The sequence below is a fragment of the Crateriforma spongiae genome, from assembly GCF_012290005.1.
Classification (GTDB): Bacteria; Planctomycetota; Planctomycetia; order Pirellulales; family Pirellulaceae; genus Crateriforma; species Crateriforma spongiae.
The window spans coordinates 208,143-229,300 of record NZ_JAAXMS010000004.1 but is presented as its reverse complement, the minus strand read 5'-3'; the positions used below and the strand labels follow the sequence as shown (position 1 = coordinate 229,300).

General features: G+C 59.5%; 15 protein-coding genes. 3 read left to right on the top strand and 12 right to left on the bottom strand.

Going from position 1 to position 21,158, the window contains the following annotated elements:
- Positions 1–271: 271 nt before the first annotated feature.
- The 9 genes from HFP54_RS12365 to HFP54_RS12325 form a co-directional block, all read right to left on the bottom strand.
- A complete protein-coding gene (locus HFP54_RS12365) occupies positions 272–1,438 on the bottom strand; it encodes a DUF1559 domain-containing protein (protein WP_168565364.1) in 1,167 nt (388 codons plus the stop codon).
- A 589-nt stretch (positions 1,439–2,027) separates the two neighbouring features.
- Positions 2,028–3,197 (bottom strand): DUF1559 domain-containing protein, encoded by a 1,170-nt coding sequence (locus tag HFP54_RS12360; RefSeq protein ID WP_168565363.1) that lies wholly within the window; start codon positions 3,195–3,197, stop codon positions 2,028–2,030.
- A gap of 712 nt (positions 3,198–3,909) precedes the next feature.
- Positions 3,910–5,073, bottom strand: coding sequence for a DUF1559 domain-containing protein (locus HFP54_RS12355; protein WP_168565362.1), 1,164 nt, complete (start codon positions 5,071–5,073; stop codon positions 3,910–3,912).
- Between the two features lie 768 nt (positions 5,074–5,841).
- Positions 5,842–7,038 (bottom strand): DUF1559 domain-containing protein, encoded by a 1,197-nt coding sequence (locus tag HFP54_RS12350; RefSeq protein WP_206036178.1) that lies wholly within the window; start codon positions 7,036–7,038, stop codon positions 5,842–5,844.
- 640 nt (positions 7,039–7,678) lie between these two features.
- The gene (locus tag HFP54_RS12345; RefSeq protein WP_168565360.1) at positions 7,679–8,875 is read right to left on the bottom strand and encodes a DUF1559 domain-containing protein; all 1,197 of its coding nucleotides are present in this window, start codon (positions 8,873–8,875) and stop codon (positions 7,679–7,681) included.
- Positions 8,876–9,472: 597 nt separating this feature from the next.
- Positions 9,473–10,738 carry a DUF1559 domain-containing protein gene (locus HFP54_RS12340; protein ID WP_235951710.1) on the bottom strand — a complete coding sequence of 422 codons (1,266 nt, stop codon included), beginning with the start codon at positions 10,736–10,738 and terminating at the stop codon, positions 9,473–9,475.
- A 314-nt stretch (positions 10,739–11,052) separates the two neighbouring features.
- A complete protein-coding gene (locus tag HFP54_RS12335) occupies positions 11,053–11,976 on the bottom strand; it encodes a dihydroorotate dehydrogenase (RefSeq protein ID WP_168565359.1) in 924 nt (307 codons plus the stop codon).
- 148 nt (positions 11,977–12,124) lie between these two features.
- Positions 12,125–12,769, bottom strand: coding sequence for a phosphopantothenoylcysteine decarboxylase domain-containing protein (locus HFP54_RS12330; RefSeq protein WP_146413910.1), 645 nt, complete (start codon positions 12,767–12,769; stop codon positions 12,125–12,127).
- A gap of 37 nt (positions 12,770–12,806) precedes the next feature.
- On the bottom strand, positions 12,807–13,223 hold the full coding sequence (locus HFP54_RS12325) for a TerB family tellurite resistance protein (RefSeq protein ID WP_168565358.1): 417 nt from the start codon (positions 13,221–13,223) through the stop codon (positions 12,807–12,809).
- Positions 13,224–13,550: 327 nt separating this feature from the next.
- On the opposite strand from HFP54_RS12325, the gene HFP54_RS12320 reads away from it, so the two are divergent.
- Positions 13,551–14,519 carry a UDP-glucuronic acid decarboxylase family protein gene (locus tag HFP54_RS12320; RefSeq protein ID WP_168565357.1) on the top strand — a complete coding sequence of 323 codons (969 nt, stop codon included), beginning with the start codon at positions 13,551–13,553 and terminating at the stop codon, positions 14,517–14,519.
- 128 nt (positions 14,520–14,647) lie between these two features.
- Positions 14,648–15,754 (top strand): GTP-binding protein, encoded by a 1,107-nt coding sequence (locus tag HFP54_RS12315; protein WP_168565356.1) that lies wholly within the window; start codon positions 14,648–14,650, stop codon positions 15,752–15,754.
- A 24-nt stretch (positions 15,755–15,778) separates the two neighbouring features.
- Here HFP54_RS12315 and HFP54_RS12310 read toward each other — a convergent pair whose 3' ends face one another.
- Positions 15,779–17,164, bottom strand: a complete 1,386-nt coding sequence (locus tag HFP54_RS12310) for an O-antigen ligase family protein (protein WP_168565355.1) — start codon at positions 17,162–17,164, stop codon at positions 15,779–15,781.
- A 256-nt stretch (positions 17,165–17,420) separates the two neighbouring features.
- On the opposite strand from HFP54_RS12310, the gene thiD reads away from it, so the two are divergent.
- Positions 17,421–18,260, top strand: a complete 840-nt coding sequence (gene thiD / locus HFP54_RS12305) for a bifunctional hydroxymethylpyrimidine kinase/phosphomethylpyrimidine kinase (protein WP_168565354.1) — start codon at positions 17,421–17,423, stop codon at positions 18,258–18,260.
- 18 nt (positions 18,261–18,278) lie between these two features.
- On the opposite strand, the gene HFP54_RS12300 is transcribed toward thiD, so the two are convergent.
- Positions 18,279–18,908, bottom strand: a complete 630-nt coding sequence (locus HFP54_RS12300; RefSeq protein WP_168565353.1) for an NfeD family protein — start codon at positions 18,906–18,908, stop codon at positions 18,279–18,281.
- Positions 18,908–21,100, bottom strand: coding sequence for an NfeD family protein (locus HFP54_RS12295; protein WP_168565352.1), 2,193 nt, complete (start codon positions 21,098–21,100; stop codon positions 18,908–18,910). The genes HFP54_RS12300 and HFP54_RS12295 overlap by 1 nt, the downstream gene beginning before the upstream one ends.
- Positions 21,101–21,158 lie beyond the last annotated feature (58 nt).

Here is a 21,158-nt window from a genome sequence, read left to right as displayed (position 1 = left end):
GAAATTTTCCGATTTTTTTTGTTCGACCTGGAAACAAGAACGCTCACTCTGAGCAACAGACACCCCTCGCAGGTGGAAACCCTGTGAACCCACAAGCGTTAAAGCAATTGCTTTCGGTGAACATCCCGACGCAGGCGCCTCGGCACGGGAACATCACCCAACGAATGGGTGGTGCCGGGCAACAAAAACGCCGGCGACCGCAAATGTGCGACCGCCGGCGTGGCGTTTTCTTAAATGGTGTCCCGCCTGCGGATGCAGGCCTGACTGACGATCAAGCGTCGTCGATGCTGACCTGTTCGCGACCGTTGGTTGTTCCCAAGCCACCCCAAACGCCGTACGGGCTGGGGCTGCCGGCGGGCGAACCGTTCCAGTTCGGGCGTCCGACTGCTGGGGTGTCGGGGCTGCCAGCGTCGATCGCTTCGCTGACGAAGTGGACCGAACCGTCACCCATCACGACGTGACAGCCGCCGGGGTGATAGCTGCCTGCCGACCAGATCCCGTCACCGGCATCCCAACCACGACGCGCACACGTGGGGCTGTTGGGCGGCAACACGGTGTTGACCATTCCGTGGTTACCACCACCATCGGCCCAGCGATTGCCGCGTCCCGAGTTCCCCCACTTGCCCAGGCTTCCGCTGTAACCGAACAGCAGCACGCCGGGGGCGTAGAACTTCGGACGCAGCGGATCGATCGTGTCCAAGCACTCGCGAGGGCTCAGGTTGATGTCGCCACCGATATCGTAGGCACCACCACCGCTGACGCCACGGTCACCCAAGCTGTTGGTGATTTCGGCCAACGCGATCGTGTTGGCCGTTCCGTCGACGACGTCACGGAACTTGGTCGCGGTTCCGACCAGGAACATGCCCCGCTTGATTTCCTTCGGCGGGTTACCCGATGCCAACGCACGGACAACATCACCGACGCAAGCCGCATAGTTGGCGGTTCCTGTGGTGACCGGCGGGCCACTGTCGCTGGGACAGTTGAACGCCGAAACCATGGTCCGCCACGACGTGTACTGGCCCTGCCACGGTGTCGGTCCCATCGACGGGTACGCGCCGTTGGGTGCCGCGTTACCGTTGAATTGCAACGTGACCGGATTGCTGATGGTGTCCCACAGCGGTTGTTGCTCCATGAACGGCAACAGGCCGACCCGCATGCTCAATCGACGACGATTGCTCTGCTGGGCGTTTCCGACCAAGGCACCCCGGTAACCCTTTTTGCCGGTGGTACCGCCCAGGTTGATGGGGAATTGCTTGAAAGCACTGTGATAGTTGTGCAGGGCCAAACCGATTTGCTTGGCGTTGTTACTGCACGACATCCGGCGGGCGGCTTCACGAGCCGACTGAACCGCGGGAAGAAGAAGGCCGACAAGGACGCCGATGATCGCGATCACGACCAACAGCTCGACCAGCGTGAAAGCTGCGCGTTGTCTTTTCATGGATCAACACTCCCGAAACAAAGACTGAGAAGAAGAAGGGAATTTCGCCCTGAATCGCCGATCCCCGGCCGCCCGTCGTCAAAGCGTTGAAGGACGCCGCCGAAGATTCACAAAACCCAAAGGCTGATAAAACTTGCACTCGCGTGCCTGTAACAGGGATAGCGAACAAGCCTTATATTGCCACTAAATTCCTGAGCACACCCACGCTCAGATCTCGCAACCCCTGGTCGCCTGGGACTTCAAAACCGCGTCCGGTGCAATGGCGTCCGACCACGATTTAACCGGCAAATAGCGGGGGATTGTTCAACACGAGTGGCGAGAACACGTGATTCTTCCGGGCGACAACGCGTTGCCCGAATCGACCGAAATTTTTCCGTTATTTCCGCTGGAATTTTCGAAACCAATCGAACACGACAGGTCGACAAGCATAAACGTGCCAGATTATTGGAGGATCGTGCCACGACAAAGCGGGGATCGACGCCCCAGAAACCTCATCAAGCGCATGCAAAACGCCGGCGATCGCGTGAGCGAGGCCGGCGTTGCAGCTGCAGAGTCGTGACGATGGGTCTCGATGTGAATCGAGCGTCAATTAGATGTCGTCGATGCTGACTTGTTCACGACCGTTGACGGTTCCCAAACCGCCCCAAACCCCGTAGGGGCTGGCGATACCGGCGGGCGATCCGTTCTGGTTTGGACGGGTGACAGTCGGAACCGTCGGGTCGCCAGCATCGATCGCTTCGCTGACAAAGTGAACCGAGCCGTCGCCCATCACCACATGACAGCCGCCGGGGTGGTAGCTGCCGGCCGACCAGATTCCGGCTGCCGCATCGCCGCCGCCGGCGGAGCAGCTAGGGCTGTTGGGTGGCAAGATGGTGTTGACCATTGTGAAGTTGCCACCACCATCAGACCAGCGATTTCCGCGACCGGCATTCCCCCACTTACCCAAGCTGCCGCTATAACCAAGCAACAGGATTCCCGGTGCGTAGAATTTGGGACGTAGGGGGTCGATCGTTTGGGCACATAAGTGTGGTTCGGTACGGGCATTGAACGTCGGATCGTACATCCCGCCGCCACTCACCCCGCGGTCGCCCAAGCTGTTGGTGATTTCCGCCATTGCGATTGTGTTGGCAGTTCCGTCGACGATATCGCGGAACTTTCGGTGCGTTGCCACCATGAACAAACCTCGCATGACTTCCTTGGCCGGATTGCGAGACCCCAAGTGGTCGACCACATCGCCCACGCAGGCGGCGTAATTGGTTGTTCCGGTCGTGACCGCAGGCCCTGAATCACTGGGGCAGTTAAATGGTGAGACCATGGTTCGCCAGGGCGTGTACTGGCCGGTCCACGGCACCGGCCCCATCGCGGGGTAGGCACCATTGGGGGCCGCATTCCCGTTGAACTGCGTCGCGACCGGGTTGCTGATCGTGTCCCACAACGGCTGTTGTTCCAGGAATGGCAATAGGCCCACCAGCATGCTCAACCGACACCGATTGCTTTGATTGTTGCCGCCGACAATGCCCTGACCGGCGTAGCCTCGGAACCCCGTCGTTCCGGCTCTCTCCGCGGGAAACTGTTTGAAAGCGCTGTGATAATTGTGCAACGCTAGGCCAATTTGCTTGGCGTTGTTGCTGCACGACATGCGGCGGGCGGCTTCGCGAGCCGACTGAACCGCGGGAAGAAGAAGTCCGACCAGGACACCGATGATCGCGATCACGACCAACAGCTCCACCAATGTGAAGCCAGCACGTTTTGTGCGCATACGAGAATTACTCCGAACGAAAAGAGAAAGAGCAAAGACAGCCCACACGCGATTGCGTCAAAACAGCGGCACTGCCGGTCAATGACAATGGATGAATCGCCGACAACGTCATTCGCTTTGACAGCAGCCTCAACGCGGGGGCTGGCACGCAGCCTAATGGTCTTTCGAAAGACGTAAACGATCGGTGGTATGGGAATGCGTAGCCCAAAACGACGCCTTATTAATCCGACACGCTCACCTCAACCAACACTTGACGCCTGCACCGCTCATTCCGCACCACGAATGCAAACACACACCGCTTTTTAGACGCACGATAGCGCACAAAAGGCCACACCCTAGGCCCGCATATTTATTATTAACATTGCGATTTGCTTTTCCAAAGTATCAGCTCCGTCGGTAAAAGTCGCATTCGCGACTCCGCGGACGAAGCTAAGAAGCATCGCATTACTCGAGATGCACCGCGAAAACTGCAACACGTTGCACCGAGAACCGTGATCGGTTGGCGATCTCATTGGCAATGAAAACGCGTTGCGGAGAGATGCTTTGCAAAGAGGAGCTCCGTTTCCGGTATGCACCATGGGCCCTGGCTCCGCCCCCTGATATTGCCTCTTTTCACTGGTCCGAAGCATGAAAAACGCCGGCGATCGCGTGAGCGAGGCCGGCGTTGCAGCTGAAGAATCGTGACGGGGGCTCGATGTGAATCGAGCGTCAATTAGATGTCGTCAATGCTGACTTGTTCACGACCGTTGATCGTTCCCAGTCCGCCCCAAACGCCGTAGGGGCTGGGGCTTCCGGCGGGAGAACCGTTCCATCCAGGAGCTCCGACGGCGGGGGTCGCGGGATTCCCCGCATCGATCGCTTCGCTGACAAAGTGAACCGAACCGTCACCCATGACGACGTGACAGCCACCGGGGTGGTAACTGCCGGCCGACCAAATCCCGTCGCCGGCGTCCCAAGCAGCGCGAGCACACGAGGGGCTGTTGGGGGGCAATACGGCGTTGACCATGCCGAAGTTGCCGCCGCCATCGGCCCAGCGATTGCCACGCCCCGCGTTGGGTGACTTGCCCAGGTTGCCGCTGTAACCAAACAACATCACGCCAGGGGCGTAGAATTTCGGACGCAATGGGTCGATCGTGTCCAAGCACTCTTGTGGGCTCAGGTTGACATCGCCTCCGATATCATACGCTCCGCCACCGCTGACCCCGCGATCGCCCAGGCTGTTGGTGATTTCCGCCAGCGCCATCGTGTTCGCCGTCCCATCAACGACATCACGAAATCGCGTTGCGGTCGTCGACGCAAACATCCCCCGACGGACCTCCTTGGGTGGATTGCTGGAGGCCAACGCGCGTACGCAATCCCCGACCACCGCGGCGTAGTTCGTCGTGCCGGTGGTCACCGCCGGGCCGCTGTCGCTGGGGCAATTGAACGCCGAAACCATGGTCCGCCACGACGTGTAACCGCCACGCCACGGGCACGGCCCCATCGCCGGATAGGCGCCATTGGGTGCTGCGTTTCCGTTGAACTGAACCGTCACCGGGTTGCTGATCGTGTCCCACAGCGGCTGTTGCTCCAGGAACGGCAGCAGTCCGACCAGCATGCTTAACCGCCGACGATTGCTTTGGTCCGAGTTCCCGACCAGATTGGCATACCCCTTCGACCCGGACGAACCGCCCATGTTGATGGGGAACTGCTTGAATGCACTGTGATAGTTGTGCAGAGCCAAGCCAATTTGCTTGGCGTTGTTGCTGCACGACATCCGGCGGGCGGCTTCACGAGCCGACTGAACCGCGGGAAGAAGTAGGCCGACAAGGACGCCGATGATCGCGATCACGACCAACAGCTCGACAAGCGTAAATGCTGCGCGTTGTCTTTTCATGGATCAACACTCCCGAAACGAAGACAGAGAAGACGAAAATCTCGCCTCGGATTTGCAAATTCACGTCCGTCTGTCGTCGCAGAAACTTCTGCATCGTCGCCAACAGCAGCGTCAGAAATCGCTAACCCGAGGGGCTTACAAAACCCGCACGCAGACACTCAAACCGAGCACCTGCGAACCAAGAGCATCCTGCCAACGAAAGAATGCAGCCAACAATGCTCATTTTTCGCACCGCTGGCGATTGGCGTCCTACAGGCCTGTGGTGATCCGACCTGAACAACGAACGTGACGCTCCCCAAAAACACCACGTTTTGCAGCACCAATGCGATAGGATCCGCTACAGAGGGACAAGCGTAAGGGCCGCCGGAAGGGACAAGAGATGCACGAGAATTTCTGCGATTTTTCTTTGACACCTGCGCCATCACGACGCGCACCAAGACATTCGTGCCAAAAACACGGACCATTTTGCCATCGCAAAGCGCAGAATTTGCCCTCTGCAGACACCTAAGGAGGCATCACTGAACACGCAGCAAAGCCGATTTTTGGGGCCAGGCGTCCCAGGAAGACTCCGGCGTAAGCCCGACCGCAATCGCATCAGCGGACGGATTGGAGACAGAAGGTGGAAACACGACAGGCTGGTCGCCAAGCCGCTCTTACATGAGTCAGATCCGCGGGCAACAAAAAAAAAAACGCCGGCGATCGCTTTCGCAATCGCCGGCGTTTCGAAGTTTCAATGATGGCGGCCAGCGGACACCGGCCGCGTGTCGATTACAGGTCGTCGACGCTGACTTGTTCACGACCGTTGGTCGTTCCCAAGCCGCCCCAGATGCCGTAGGGGCTGGGGCTACCGGCGGGTGAACCGTTCCACTGGGACCGACCGACCGCGGCAATCGTCGGGTCACCCGCGTCGATCGCTTCGCTGACGAAGTGGACCGAACCGTCACCCATCACGACGTGACAGCCGCCGGGGTGATAACTGCCGGCCGACCAGATTCCGTCACCGGCGTCACCGCCACCGCGTGAGCAAGACGGGCTGTTGGGCGGCAGAACGGCGGTGAAGCTGGCGAAGTTACCGCCACCATCGGTCCAACGTGCTCCACGTCCCGATCCGCCCCACTTTCCGAGGCTGCCGCTGTAACCGAACAGCAACACGCCGGGAGCGAAGAACTTCGGACGCAGCGGATCGATCGTGTCCAAGCACTCTTGCGGGCTCAGGTTGATGTCGCCACCGATGTCGTAGGCACCACCACCGCTGACGCCACGGTCACCCAGGCTGTTGGTGACTTCCGCCAGGGCCATGGTGTTGGCCGTTCCGTCGACAACGTCGCGGAAACGAGTGGCGTTGCCGGCCAGGAACATCCCGCGTTTGATTTCTTTGGGCGGGTTGGACCAACCCAACGCACGCACGGCATCACCCATGCAGGCACCGTAGTTGGTCGTGCCGTAGGTGGTCGCCGGGCCGCTGTCGCTGGGGCAGTTGAACGCAGAAACCATGGTACGCCACGGGGTGTACTGGCCCTTCCAAGGCGTCGGCCCCATGGCCGGGTATCCGCCACCGGGCGCGGCGTTGCCATTGAATTGGGTGGCGACCGGGTTGCTGATCGTATCCCACAGCGGCTGCTGCTCCAGGAACGGCAGCAGGCCGACCAGGATGCTCAAGCGGTTGAAGTTGTGGAAGTTTCGACCACCGCCGGCGGCATCATCCGCGGCGACCATGTCGTTCCAACCGACGTTGTAACCCTTGCGACCGGTGGTACCGGCACGGTGGGCGGGGAACTGCTTGAAAGCACTGTGATAGTTGTGCAGGGCCAAGCCAATTTGCTTGGCATTGTTGCTGCACGACATGCGGCGGGCGGCTTCGCGAGCCGACTGAACCGCGGGGAGAAGAAGTCCGACAAGGACACCGATGATCGCGATCACGACCAACAATTCCACGAGCGTGAAGCCCGCACGTTTTTGACGCATAAAGTGCGCTCCCAAACCAAGAGAAATGACCGGATCACCGATAACAGCGATCCAAACGGAAAAAGACGAAAACAGTCTTCGGGCAACCGCAATGGAGGAAAGTCTTCCCGAAAGACCTGCTAACGATGCTTTCTAGCAACTAGACGCGTTAATGAAAGCTTCAGATTCCGCTGGCATATCATCCCCTTGCATCGCCGCACCCGTGCGGCGGGGTGTCGCATGACAATTTGACGCTCAGCAGTCGCCTCAGCGAGCCTTTGAGTTTCTTCAAAGTGAAAGAGACGTTGTTTCGCTGAGCATCCTGCCAGCAGGGACAAGTGAAGACTTGAACACACTGACATTTCTTGGAAAAAATCTGGAAATTTTTCGAACCATTTGCGTCGAGGCGCGGTTGTTGAGCACAGCAGCCACCCTGCTGAGGTATTTCACGGCGGCATTTTCTGACCATACGGAATGACCGAGACGTCAAATCCGCCAGGAACCGGCCAATCCGATCGCCTGGAACCCCAATGACCCGGCACTCCGATTGACCAGTGATCAGGAGGCGAAAAAACGGTTGCCCCGGTGACGTTCCGGGGCAACCGTCCATGCGTTGCATCTGAATCAACAGTCGGCAGCCACCTAGGCTGCACCGTGCCGATTACAGATCGTCGACGCTGACTTGTTCACGACCGTTGGTCGTTCCCAAGCCGCCCCAGATGCCGTAGGGGCTGGGGCTACCGGCGGGTGAACCGTTCCACTGGGGACGGCCGACCGCGGCAATCGTCGGGTCACCCGCGTCGATCGCTTCGCTGACGAAGTGGACCGAACCGTCACCCATCACGACGTGACAGCCGCCGGGGTGATAACTGCCGGCCGACCAGATTCCGTCACCGGCGTCACCGCCACCGCGTGAGCAAGACGGGCTGTTGGGCGGCAGAATCGCGTTGAAGCTGGCGAAGTTACCACCACCATCGGTCCAACGTGATCCACGTCCCGATCCGCCCCACTTTCCGAGGCTGCCGCTGTAGCCGAACAGCAACACGCCGGGAGCGAAGAACTTCGGACGCAGCGGATCGATCGTGTCCAAGCACTCTTGCGGGCTCAGGTTGATGTCGCCACCGATGTCGTAGGCACCACCACCGCTGACGCCACGGTCACCCAGGCTGTTGGTGACTTCCGCCAGGGCCATGGTGTTGGCCGTTCCGTCAACAACGTCGCGGAAACGGGTCACGGTCGCACCCATGAACATCCCACGCTTGACTTCCTTCGGCACATTGGCCCATCCCAGACCGCGGATGCCGTCACCCATACAAGCACCGTAGTTGGTCGTGCCGTAGGTGGTCGCCGGGCCGCTGTCGCTGGGGCAATTGAACGACGAAACCATGGTACGCCACGGGGTGTACTGGCCTTTCCAAGGCGTCGGGCCCATCGCGGGGTACGCACCGCCGGGGGCCGCGTTGCCGTTGAACTGGACGCTGACCGGGTTGCTGATCGTGTCCCACAACGGCTGTTGTTCCATGAACGGCAGCAAGCCGACCAGGATGCTCAAACGGCGGAAGTTGTGGAAGTTTCGACCACCACCGGCGGCATCGTCGGCACTGGTCATCTGGTTCCAGTTCGCGTTGTAGCCCTTGCGGCCCGTCGTACCAGCACGGTGAACAGGGAACTGTTTGAAAGCACTGTGATAGTTGTGCAGCGCCAAACCGATTTGCTTGGCGTTGTTGCTGCACGACATGCGGCGGGCGGCTTCGCGAGCCGATTGCACCGCGGGAAGAAGAAGTCCGACAAGGACGCCGATGATCGCGATGACGACCAACAGCTCCACGAGCGTGAAGCCCGCACGTTTTTGACGCATGTGTACGCTCCGATAACGCAATAAAGAAAACCCTTAACGTGGATCTCGAAAGACAAGGCGAGATCCGCTTTGACAAGCTGACCGTCGGGCGAAACCTGACAATGAAGGTAAAATTCGGCCCCGCAGTGGCGGTCTAATGTCGCATGCTATCGGTAAAACGCGGGAAAACCAAGGATTTTCCGACATTCGACGGGTTGACAAGGATTTTTCCCGAAACCCACTTTCGATGACTGGGTTGTTCGAACCACCACCCTTAACGGTGCCCGAATTCGCATTATGAAGACTGCTCCGAGTGGCCATGGGGATGGCGCGACCACGCCACGCTCAAAAAAACCAGCCCCAACGGGTGGAGGGCAAGATAAAAGTTTTTCGATTTTTTTCGCTGATTTTCGGCTGCAACGTCGAACCTTTCCGGTTTTTCGGGTGTTGCCGACTCGGTATCCCCACCGAAAAGGTCCCGATGCGTCCCTAAATTGGATCGAAATCGACGTTCCGGCGACGACGACCATGCCGGTGTGTTTACAAAACGAAAAAACCGCGGCCCGGTTTTCCATCCGGGCCACGGTTGCGATTCGTTCAATAGGACTTGGGAGGGCTCTACAGTTCATCCATATCGATCTGTTCGCGGCCGTTGATCGTGCCCAGGGCTCCCCAAATGCCGTAGGGACTGGGGCTGCCGGCGAGTGAGCCGTTCCAGCTGCCCGGGCCGACGGCGGGAATCGAGGGATCACCGGCATCGATCGCTTCGCTGACGAAGTGCACCGAACCGTCGCCCATCACGATGTGACAACCACCGGGGTGATAGCTGCCGGCACTCCAGATTCCATCACCGGCATCGCCGCCGTCGCGGGAACAACTAGGGCTGTTGGGCGGCAAGATGGCGTTGAACGTGGCAAAGTTGCCTCCGCCGTCACACCAACGATTGCCGCGACCGGCGTCGCCCCATTTGCCAAGGTTGCCGCTGTAGCCCAACAGCAACACGCCAGGTGCGTAGAACTTCGGACGCAGCGGATCGGCCGTGTCCAAGCACTCTTGGGGACTCAAGTTGATGTCGCCGCCGATGTCGTAGGCGCCACCGCCACTGATGCCTCGGTCGCCCAGGCTGTTGGTGATTTCCGCCAAGGCCATCGTGTTGGCGGTGCCATCGACGATGTCACGGAACCGCGTGACCGTCGCGCTCAGGAACAACCCACGTTTGATTTCCTTGGGCGGGTTTCCCCAACCCAATGCACGCACACAGTCGCCGATGCAGGCGCCATAGTTGGTCGTCCCTGTGGTCACCGGCGGCCCCGCGTCGCTGGGGCACTGCAACGCCGAAACCAGCGTCCGCCAAGGGGTGTATTGCCCTTTCCAGGGAACCGGTCCCATCGATGGATACGCCCCATTGGGTGCAGCGTTGCCGTTGTACTGCACCGACACGGGATTGCTGATGGTGTCCCACAGCGGTTGTTGTTCCAAAAACGGCGTCAAGGCAACCAGCATGCTGAGACGCCGGAAATTGTGCGTGTCATTGCTGTACACGTTCATATTGTTCCAGCTGATTCCATACCCCTTGCGGCCGGTCGTGCCGGCGCGGTGGGCGGGAAATTGCTTGAACGCGCTATGATAGTTGTGCAGCGCCAAGCCCAGCTGTTTGGCGTTGTTGCTGCACGACATTCGACGTGCGGCTTCGCGAGCGGACTGGACCGCCGGAAGCAACAAACCGACCAGAACACCGATGATCGCAATCACGACCAACAATTCGACGAGTGTGAAGGCCTTGCGTGGGTTTCGCATGGTCACATCTCCCATTTCAAAGTAACAGAACACGGAATGAACCAAATCGGCTTCGCTGGTCCGCGCCGCCAGTGCCTCCAACCGCAACCTTGCTGTCCGGCCGACTTCGTTTCACGCGTCCTTGGCGAAACGTTGAAGCGGTCTTTCGCGAAAACCGAAACGCCATTCTAAATCTGCAGCGTTGGATTCCACGCCACTCGACCGCTCAAAATGACTGTCCACATCGTCGCACGTGACAGGACGTCGCACCGGAGATTCACACGTCACACCAAAAGACAGCACTTTGCACCGGAGCATGTCTTCGGCGCAAACACCGCCCTGGATACCTCACCGGCATGCGGCAAGCTGCCGCGGAAAGAAGACGCGTCAGAAGGAAGCAGCCCGGTTTTCGAACCTCGGGCTTAAACTTTCAGTGTGCCGATCAAATCGCTGATTCGATCCACGCCTTCGTCACGCAGCACTTCGGGCAATTCGCCGACCAGACGTGTGGAGACGTGAGGGTCGTAGTAATTCGCTGTACCGATCTGAACGGCCGACGCACCGGTCACCAGGAATTGCATCACGTCGTCGATATTGGCGATGCCACCGATCCCGATGATCGGAATGTCCACCGCTTGTCGAACTTGATGGACACATCGCAGCGCAATCGGCTTGATGGCCGGACCGCTTAGCCCGCCCATCCCGTTGCCCAAGATGGGACGACGCGAACGCCAATTGACGGCCATCGCCAACACGGTGTTGATCAGACAAACCGCGTCGGCTCCACCATCGGCCGCCGCCGCCGCGATGTCAGCGATCCGCGTCACGTTCGGCGTCAACTTGGCCAAAATCGGCAGATCGCAACTCTGTCGAACCTGGTCAACGACTTTCCGGCAACTGTCGGCATCGGTGCCGAAATCAATACCGCCGGAAACATTGGGACACGACAAATTCAGCTCGATCGCCGCGGCACCGCCCTGCGCGGCGATCTGTTCGGCCAGCGAAACGAAATCGTCGCGGGTTCGGCCGGCGATGCTGACCACCACGGGGGTGGGCAACTGACGCAGGTAGGGCAGGTGATGCTGGATGAACGCGTCCACGCCGTCATTGTCCAACCCGATCGCGTTCAACAGACCGGCCGACGTTTCAACCGTTCGCCAGGGCGGATTGCCCATCCGTGGTTCGGCGGTGATCGTCTTGGGCAACAAGCCACCCAACAGTGACAGGTCGACGACTTTTTCCATCTCGCGGGCATACCCGAACGTGCCGGAAGCAACCATGATCGGATTGCTTAGCTTGAGTCGCCCCAGTTGAACTGACAGATCGGGCGTCATGGAATTCGTCATCGAACGTGTCGTCATGAAACGGGCGTCATCAAGAAAGTGGCATCGCGCCGGCGGGGCGTGGGACGGAAGTCTACCGCCATGGCCGGGAGCTTCGGTAGGGCGGCGCCGATGCGTGAGTCGTCAAAGGCAATCGGTCGATCGCGTTGCGTCAAGCACCCGACCGCGCGACGACCAGACGCTGATCGATGTGACGCAGCAATTCATCGGCGACGACTTCTTTGCTGCCGCGGATATCGGCGATCACGTCGCCATGGACGTCCAGCAATTCGACTTCGTTTTCCTGGCTGTCGATCGCTTGGGGGCCGTTGCTGACGATCAAGTCGCAGTGTTTTTTCTGCAGCTTCACGGTCGCACGAAACCGATGGTCTTCCGTTTCCAACGCAAATCCGACGACCCATTGGTCGTCGCGCTTCTGCTGGCCCAACGTCGCAACGACGTCGGGGGTTTCGACCAGTTCCAATTGAATCGGGTGGCCGGTTTTGGACAGCTTTTGTTCGCTGACCACACGCGGCATGTAATCACAGGGGGCCGCCGCGCCGATCGCGCCGTCACAACGGGCGAATTCGCTTTGCGCGGCATCCAGCATTTCATCGGTCGTCCTGACCGGGATGACTTGAGCCGCCGACGGATATTCGACCTGAACCGGCCCGCTGATGATGACGACGTCGTGGCCCAAGCCGATCGCGGCGTTGGCCAGGGCGGCGCCCATCCGACCGCTGGACGCGTTGGTCAAATAACGCACCGGATCGATGTATTGTCGAGTCGGACCGGACGTGATCAGGATGCGAGCCATCTCGGCGATCCTCCCTTCATTCAAATACACGGTGGGTTCAGGATTCTGAACCTTCGTCCGTTTCTATGTCTTGCACCGGAGCCCCCGCGTCACTGATCGGCGGCATTGATGCCAACAGCCGATCCAAATCATCGGGCGTCAGATTCATCCGTGCCGCGGCCAGGGCAAACAGCCTTTTTTCGCTTTCTTGCAGGTCACCGTCGGCCGCCATCACGCGGATCAAATCCTTCATCAAGGCTTCGCGCTCGTCCGGATCTTCGGGCAATTCCAACGCCGCATCATCGCTCAGGCTGTACCGAATCGCCTCGTGCAATTCGACTTCGCTTAACCCCAGCTCGATGCAACGGTCGGCCACCACGTTGACTTCGCGTTCGCCCAATTGCCCATCGGCCAGGGCCATGACGACCAGATTTTGAAGGTGGCGTTTTCGCCGAATGAAACTTTCGTCGGCCATGAGATTCCACAGCTTTTTGTGCACGGTCACGTGCGATGGCGCCGACGCCATCGCGACGCACAGTCTATACGCGCGGGCATCGGTATACCGAGGGGGGGATGAGCGTGCGTATCGACGGTGCGTCGCCACACCGTGAGATTGTCTGACGAATCCAACACCGGTCGCCGGATTTCCCGGGCCGAGCTTTCCGGCATTCTCGGGTGCCGTCTGGGGCGGGTTCCCGTTAATATCCCCGTCGAAAGACCTTGCCGTCGGTCGCCGCCACAGATGCGCGTGGCTCGCGGCACGACGAATTGATTTGTTTCCTTGGGGACACTGGCCAATCCGATGCTTCGAATTCTTGTCACCGGCGGCGCCGGATTCCTGGGCTCACACCTGTGCGAACGCTTGGTCAAAGACGGCCACGACGTGATCTGTCTGGATAACTTCTTTACCAGCCAAAAGACCAACGTCACTCACCTGCTGGACTATCCCAACTTCGAATTGATCCGACACGACATCACGGTGCCGGTCTTTTTGGAAGTCGACCAGATCTACAACTTGGCTTGCCCCGCCGCTCCGGGCCATTATCAATTCAATCCGATCAAGACGATCAAGACCAGCGTGCTGGGAAGCATCAACATGCTGGGGCTGGCCAAGCGATGTGGCGGCCGAATCCTGCAAGCCAGCACCAGTGAAGTGTACGGCGATCCGGAGGTCCATCCGCAACCCGAAAGCTATCGCGGCAGCGTCAGCCCGATCGGCATTCGGGCCTGTTACGACGAAGGCAAGCGTGTCGCCGAAACGTTGTTCATGGATTACCACCGCTACAACAACGTCGATGTCCGCATCGTTCGGATCTTCAACACCTATGGCCCGCGGATGCACCCGTTCGACGGGCGCGTGGTGTCCAACTTCATCCGCCAAGCTTTGGCCGGTGAACCGATCACGATCTTTGGCGAAGGCACCCAGACCCGGTCGTTCTGTTACCGCGACGACTTGATCGAAGGCATCATCCGACTGATGAATTGCGAAGACGGATTCATCGGCCCGGCCAACATCGGCAACCAAGACGAATACACAATCCGTGAACTTGCCGAAAAGGTGATCGAAATCAGCGGATCAAAATCCACCCTGACCACTGAACCGCTGCCGGCGGACGATCCGACACGCCGCCAGCCCGACATCACGCTGGCGAAAAAGCATCTGAATTGGTCGCCGACGACCGACCTGGCCACAGGCTTGACGAAGACGATCGAGTGGTTCCGCACGATCAACCTGGACGACTATCGGCCGCCGACGCCGAACTACAAATAAGGTTTCCCGGTCAGCCGAAGCGGGCGACGCGTCGGGCCGGTCATTAAACTGGTGCATCGGCACGATCCACGCGCGCCGCCCACCGATCTCCCCACCCCACCTGAACATTGCAAGCGAACAGTCACGACATGAGCCAACCGATTCGATTTGTGATGCTGGGCGGATTTCTGGGCGCCGGGAAAACGACCACGCTGGCACGACTGGCCCGCCACTACCAGTCACAAGGCAAAAACGTCGTCATTGTCACCAATGACCAGGCGGACCACTTGGTCGACACACACTTGTTGCGAAACCAAGGGTTCGACGTCGGCGAAGTCGCTGGTTCCTGCTTCTGCTGCAACTTCGACGGCTTGGTCGGCCAGATGGAATCGTTGTCCCAGGCTCATCGCCCCGACGTCATCTTGGCCGAACCGGTGGGATCGTGCACCGACCTGATCGCGACCATCGCCGTTCCGATGATGCAGTTGCTGGGCGAAAGTTTCGAAGTCGCGCCATACGCGGTTTTGTTGAAACCCAGCCATGGGCAAAAGATTCTCTCCGGTGTCGGCCAACGCGGTTTTTCGCCCAACGCGGAATACATTTTCCGCAAACAGTTGGAAGAAGCGGACGTCGTGGTCATCAATCGCATTGACGAATTGGATCCATCCCAGCGTCAGTTGCTTGAAACCAACGTCGAAAAGAACTTTCCCGAGCGTCCGATCGTCGCCATGTCCGCCAAGACCGGCGACGGCCTGGATGATTTGATCCGGCACATCGAACAACCGGCGCCGAAGCATAACCTGTTCATGGAAGTCGACTATGACGTGTATGCCGACGGCGAAGCGGAACTGGGTTGGCTGAACGCGACGACATCGTGGCAGCATTCCGAACCAATCGATCTGGACCAGACGCTGACGGCGGTCTTGAACGACTTGAAGGATCAGTTTGCCGCCGCCGACGCCGAGGTCGCCCACGTCAAAGCCATCGTGCAGACCGAATCGGATTCCGCCGTCGCGAACTTGGTCAGCAACGACAGCGATGTCGCCTTGTCGATGCCCACCGGCGGCTTGGCGGCCACATCGTTTCGAATGGTCGTCAACGCTCGAGTCGCCATCGCACCGGAAACGTTGGAATCCATCGTCCAGCGGTCGCTGAAACAGGTCGCCGATCAGACCGGCGCCCAGTTGATCGTTGAATCGATCCAATCGTTCCGGCCCGGCCGGCCCGTTCCGACTCACCGCGCGACGTCGTCCTAAAGTATCTTTGTAATGCCCAGATCGTCACGCGGGGTTTCGAATCGCTTCGCGGATCGACAACTGAACCCCGCTGACGACGCCGAAATGCATCAGCAAGACCGGCACAAAGTCATAGTCGCAGTACACGGTCAATAACTCCAGCGCGACCCCGACGAACATCGACGCCAGAACGGTCACACTGACCGGACCACAGGGGATCAGATACGTCGACGCGGCACGCCGCAGACGCAGGCATCCGACGACCGCGGCGACGAACAGTGACGTGAAAATCGTCAGTCCCACGATCCCGAAACGCAGCCCCACCAAGACAAAAGAGTTGTCCACGATCCTCAGTCGCAGCCGGCTGCGTTTGTCCGCGGGCAGCCCGGGCACGTTCGGCGGGAACTGGTCGGTGTTATCGGTCCCAAACCCTAGCAAGCCGCCCTTCAAGACGATCGGCCCGTAAATCTTCATCACGAAGATGCGGTTCCGCGTGCCGGTGTAGATTTCCGCGTCTTCGTCGACTTCGACAATCGTCGCGGATTGCACGCCCACGGATTCGTCCAATTTGGTCACCACGTCATCGAACCGCCAAACCAGCAGCGCGATCGCGATCACGATGACCGGCACCAGGACGATCCGAGCGATTCGCCACTGCACACACGCAAAGAAGACCGCGGCAACCGCCATCCCCAGCACCGGCCCACGCGATACCGTGGCGGCGATGCCCATCAAAATCAGCACAAACGCGATGACGCCCCACCAAGCACGTCGCCGCGTCAATGCCGAATCCCACGTCACCCAAGCCCAGGGTGACAACAGCATCAAGATCACGCCCAAAAAGATCGGGTGTCGTGTCGTCGCGATGGCACGATGAAACAAATCGAATCGCAACCCTTCGGGACGATTCACTCGATCATCAGCCACATGAAAGATTGCTTCCCACAAATTGATGCCGGTCCAGCATTCGATCATCGCCGCGATCGACAAGACGACCGCAACGCCTGCAAACCAGGGGGCCAAGACCGACAAGGAACTCCGGTGCATGAATGCGTAACGGCCAGCGGCATAGGCCAACCACCATTCGGCATAGGCTCGCGCGGCCGTCATGGCGACAGGGTCACCGTATTGCAGATCCACGACCCCATGCCACACCGCCAAAGCCGTGATCAGAACATCCATGACGGTGATGGGCCACAACAGTCGCCGCCAATACATTGCCGATGCGACGACCAACAACACAATGGAAACCGTCGACAGCACATCGACCGGGAAACCAGCGATTTCGATCTCAAACCAACTGGCCGCCGACATGGACACCGCCACCCCAACGCCCAACGCCCATTGGCGGCCCGTCTTCCAAGCGGCGATCGCGGCCACGACCAGACTTAAGATGACGAAAAACAGATAAGACGTTTCGACGGAAAACATTCGCGGACGGCAAACGGGGCGGGCGGCCCGATCAGCGGCCGACACAGTGGATGTGACTTGAAACGATGAAAGAATGGGTGGGAACCACCGACGCAGTTTAGTCGCTGGACGATATCGATAGTCACGCGAAACGATCCAGACATCGGATCGGTGCCGCATCAGCCCCGCATCTGCGTCACAGTGCCTGTGATCCCCCCATTCCATCGTCACGCGAACCGTCACAGACTACGGGGCTTCCCTCGCCAAAGTTGGATCGATGAACCAATCTGAAACACCTCTCGGCCCACGCCATCCTGTCGCACTGACCATCGCCGGCAGCGATCCGTCGGGCGGTGCCGGGATGCAAGCCGATTTGAAAACGCTGCAGGCCTTCGGCGTCTACGGTTCGGCGGTGATGACGCTGCTGACCGTGCAAAACACGCAAGGCGTCGAAGCGGTCGAAATGCTGCAGATGGACTTTTTCCAAAGCCAATTCGATTGCGTGACCAGTGACATCCCGCCGGACGCGGTGAAGACCGGTGCTTTGGGAACCGCCGAAATGATCGCCACGGTCGCGGCGGCTTTGTCACCACTGAAATGTCCGATCGTGGTCGACCCGGTGATGATCAGCAAACACGGTCACGCGATCATTGATGACGGCGCGGTCGACGCATTGCGAACCCAGTTGTTGCCCGTCGCGTCCCTGGTCACCCCCAACCGATTCGAAGCCGAACGACTGGCGGAAACCAGCATCGAAAGCGAAGACGACCTGCCCGTTGCCGCGTCGCGATTGCACGACCAGGGCGTTCCGGCCGTCTTGATCAAAGCCCAATTTGATAATCACGCGGTCGATTTCCTGTCGCTGCGTTCAGGCCAAAGCGGTCGACCGGAAACACAAACCTGGACCACCCAGTGGATCGACGGCGGCAATCTGCACGGCACCGGTTGCGTGCTGTCGGCCGCGATCACCGCCGGCCTGGCGTCCCAAAAGGACTTGGTTTCGGCCATCGAACGCGCCCGACGTTTCGTCACCGCCGGCATCGCATCGCCGTATCGAATCGGCCAGGGTGTCAGCGCGATCGACGTCTTGGAAGCGTCAAAGAAAGCTCTTCGCTAGCCGCATCATCAACCGCGGCTATTCGATATCGTCCAAGTCGAACGACAGATCTTTGACCCTCTCTGGCTGACGATCCGCCGGCGTGCTTGCCGCATCGGTTTGAGCGGAATCTTGTTGTCCGGCGGGTTGTGACCCTGCGGTCATTTGCTGCGGGCCAACCCCACGACGGACGCGGATTCGACCGCCGCTGATGTCGACCACGTGTACCGCCTTGCCGGCATCCACGGGTCCATCCAGACATGTGACGTCCAACGCGTCGCCACCGATTCGTGCTCGTCCGCTGGGCAACAGGTCGGTCGTCGCTTGCCCGGTCTGTCCGATCAAATCCGGATAGGAAACACCCGACGGGGTCACCTTTTGTGGCGGTTGCGGATCGGCTTGACCGGGGCGTCGATTCAAAATGCGGCGTCCGATCGGCGTGTGTGGCCAAAACTTGATGACCAGCATCAGCACCACGGGCGTCGTCGCCATGATGACCAACGAATAAACCGTCCCCAAAAACACGCTGTGCGAAAATGCCGTGACCAGACAGGCAACCGCCGACGCAACCGCGGCAACGCCTAAAAGGCCACCGCTTGGTACGAGAAACTCCAGCACCAAAAGCACGTAGAACAGGATCAACAGGCCGAAGGAGTAAGTGGATGCCATCACGTCGCTTCTTCGACCACGATCCGATTGCCCAAGACTTTGATCACGCGAACGGTCGCGCCGCGTTCGACCGCCTGGCCGTCGCTGACCACTGCCACGACGCGTTCACCGATCCTTGCTTTACCCGACGGACGCAACGGCGTCATGGTCGTCCCGGTCTGTCCCAGCAAGTCTTCGAAATGGGCCAAGCGTTCCTGCTGGTCGATCAACTGCGCATCGGGTTGTTCCATCACCAGGGTGTTCAGCACCGGCAAATGCGGCATGAAGTAGCGTATCAGCGCGAACCCGGCCATCGTGCTGGCCAATCCGCCCAGTGCCATCCAAACGCTTCGAGTCAACACTTCGACCTGATACACGTTTCGCGGCACCACAAACGTCTGGCTCATCAAGACCACCGCCAACATCGTCAGCAGCAAACCGCCGATGCCAAAAATCCCCAGCCCGGGAACCACGAAAAATTCAATGGCAATACAAACCAAGCCCAACACCAGAGCCAACAATTCCAACCATTCCGCGGTCCCGTTCAGATACTGGACCCAGAAAAAGAAACCGAAACAGATCATCGAAACGAAGCCGGGAATCCCCAGCCCCGGTGCACTCATTTCGGTCGACAGCATCATGAAGCCGATCATCAACGCCAGAAACGCCAGTCCCTGGCGGCGACCGATGCTTTCGACAGCCCGCACGATGCCGCGGTCGGCCGCCGGTGCGGGCACCGCGGGCAATCCGGCCTGGGCTGCCACCTGATCCAAAGATGATGCGATCCCGTCGGCCAAGCCCAACTGCACGGCCTGCTCCGCCGTCAGACCTGCGGACAAATCGATCGCTTCACCTTGCCGCCAACGGTCACGTTCCAAATCCGGATCGTCGGCGTCTTCGACCAATTGCTGTGGCGTCGCATACCGCACGCGTCCGGTCGATTTGTTGATGTACCGGAACACCTGTCGTTGACGATCCAACAGCCCCATCAACAACCCGGCCGATCGGTTCGTTCGTCGGGCAATCAATTCAATCAATTCGCGTTGGTCCACCACCTGTTCCGGCTGGATCGAATCGGCACCGGGACCACCCAGCTTTGCATCGGGCGACAGATACAACGGTTTGCAAGCGGTGGCGATGATGGACGCGTCCCCGATGGCACGTCCGGGAACAAAACCGACAACTCGTTGCAGCGGAGGCGTCGGGCTGGCAAACCATCCCGCCAACCCCATGCTTTCGCCGAAGCTGCCACCGTCGGAATCCACCGACACCAGCCAAGTGTTCACATCGCCGGACAAGGTCGCGTTCAGATTGCTTTGCCAACGCTGTGACTTGGCCGTCGTCACCGATCCGATCATTTCCAACAGGACGCCCCGTCGATCCGACGTCCCGACGTCGGTGGCCAAAGGACGCAACTGGCTTAAATCCAATCGAGCGGCCAGGCTTTCGCGAATCTTCTGCGCGGTCGTTTCGTCGTCACGCCGGCCGGTCGCGATGACGTCGGTGGCCACACGCAGATCACGAAGCTGGACGGCAGACACCGACAATGCTTCGCCGGACGCTTTCCAGATGTCTTCTTCGATGACATCGCCACTTTGCCGCATCGATTGCAATTCGTCTGCGGTCACCAGTGGTCGCCCGCCATCGGACGTGGTCAAACGCACCAATTCGGCATCCGGATCCACCAGAGCCGAAACCAATGATTCGGGAAACAAACCGCGACGCTTGGCAATAGCTTGATAGGCGGCCTGGACCGTTTCGTCGATCGATTCTTGTTTCGAATCAAATCCGACCAACACCGCGTTGTTGGACAACATCAACCGTTCCACAGCCGCAAGCGGCAGGACCGTGTGCCGGGTGATTCGCCCATCGACAAACGCGACGATTCGCAACCGGCGGTAATCCGGCGAATTGATTCGTCGGGCCAGACGCAATGCTTCTTCGAATTCCGTTTGGACGTCCGACGCGGATTCGCGAAAGGCAAGAACGACGGTGCGACGCGAATCACCGGGCGTGGACTGTGCCAGTTGATCCAAACCGGCCAAGACGTCATCGACCAGTTCACGCGACAACGGGGGTGCGATGTCGATCCACACGCCCTGCCCCGCCGAGGGGTCGATGCCGTCGCGATTTTGCGCAGAAACAGCCGGCGAAAGCCCGATGGCCCCGATGATCCAAACCGCAATCACGATCGTTCGACGGACAACGCCCATGACCGACTTTGTTTTGTAAATCCATGACGTGCACCAAATGACGGACCGACCGGCATCG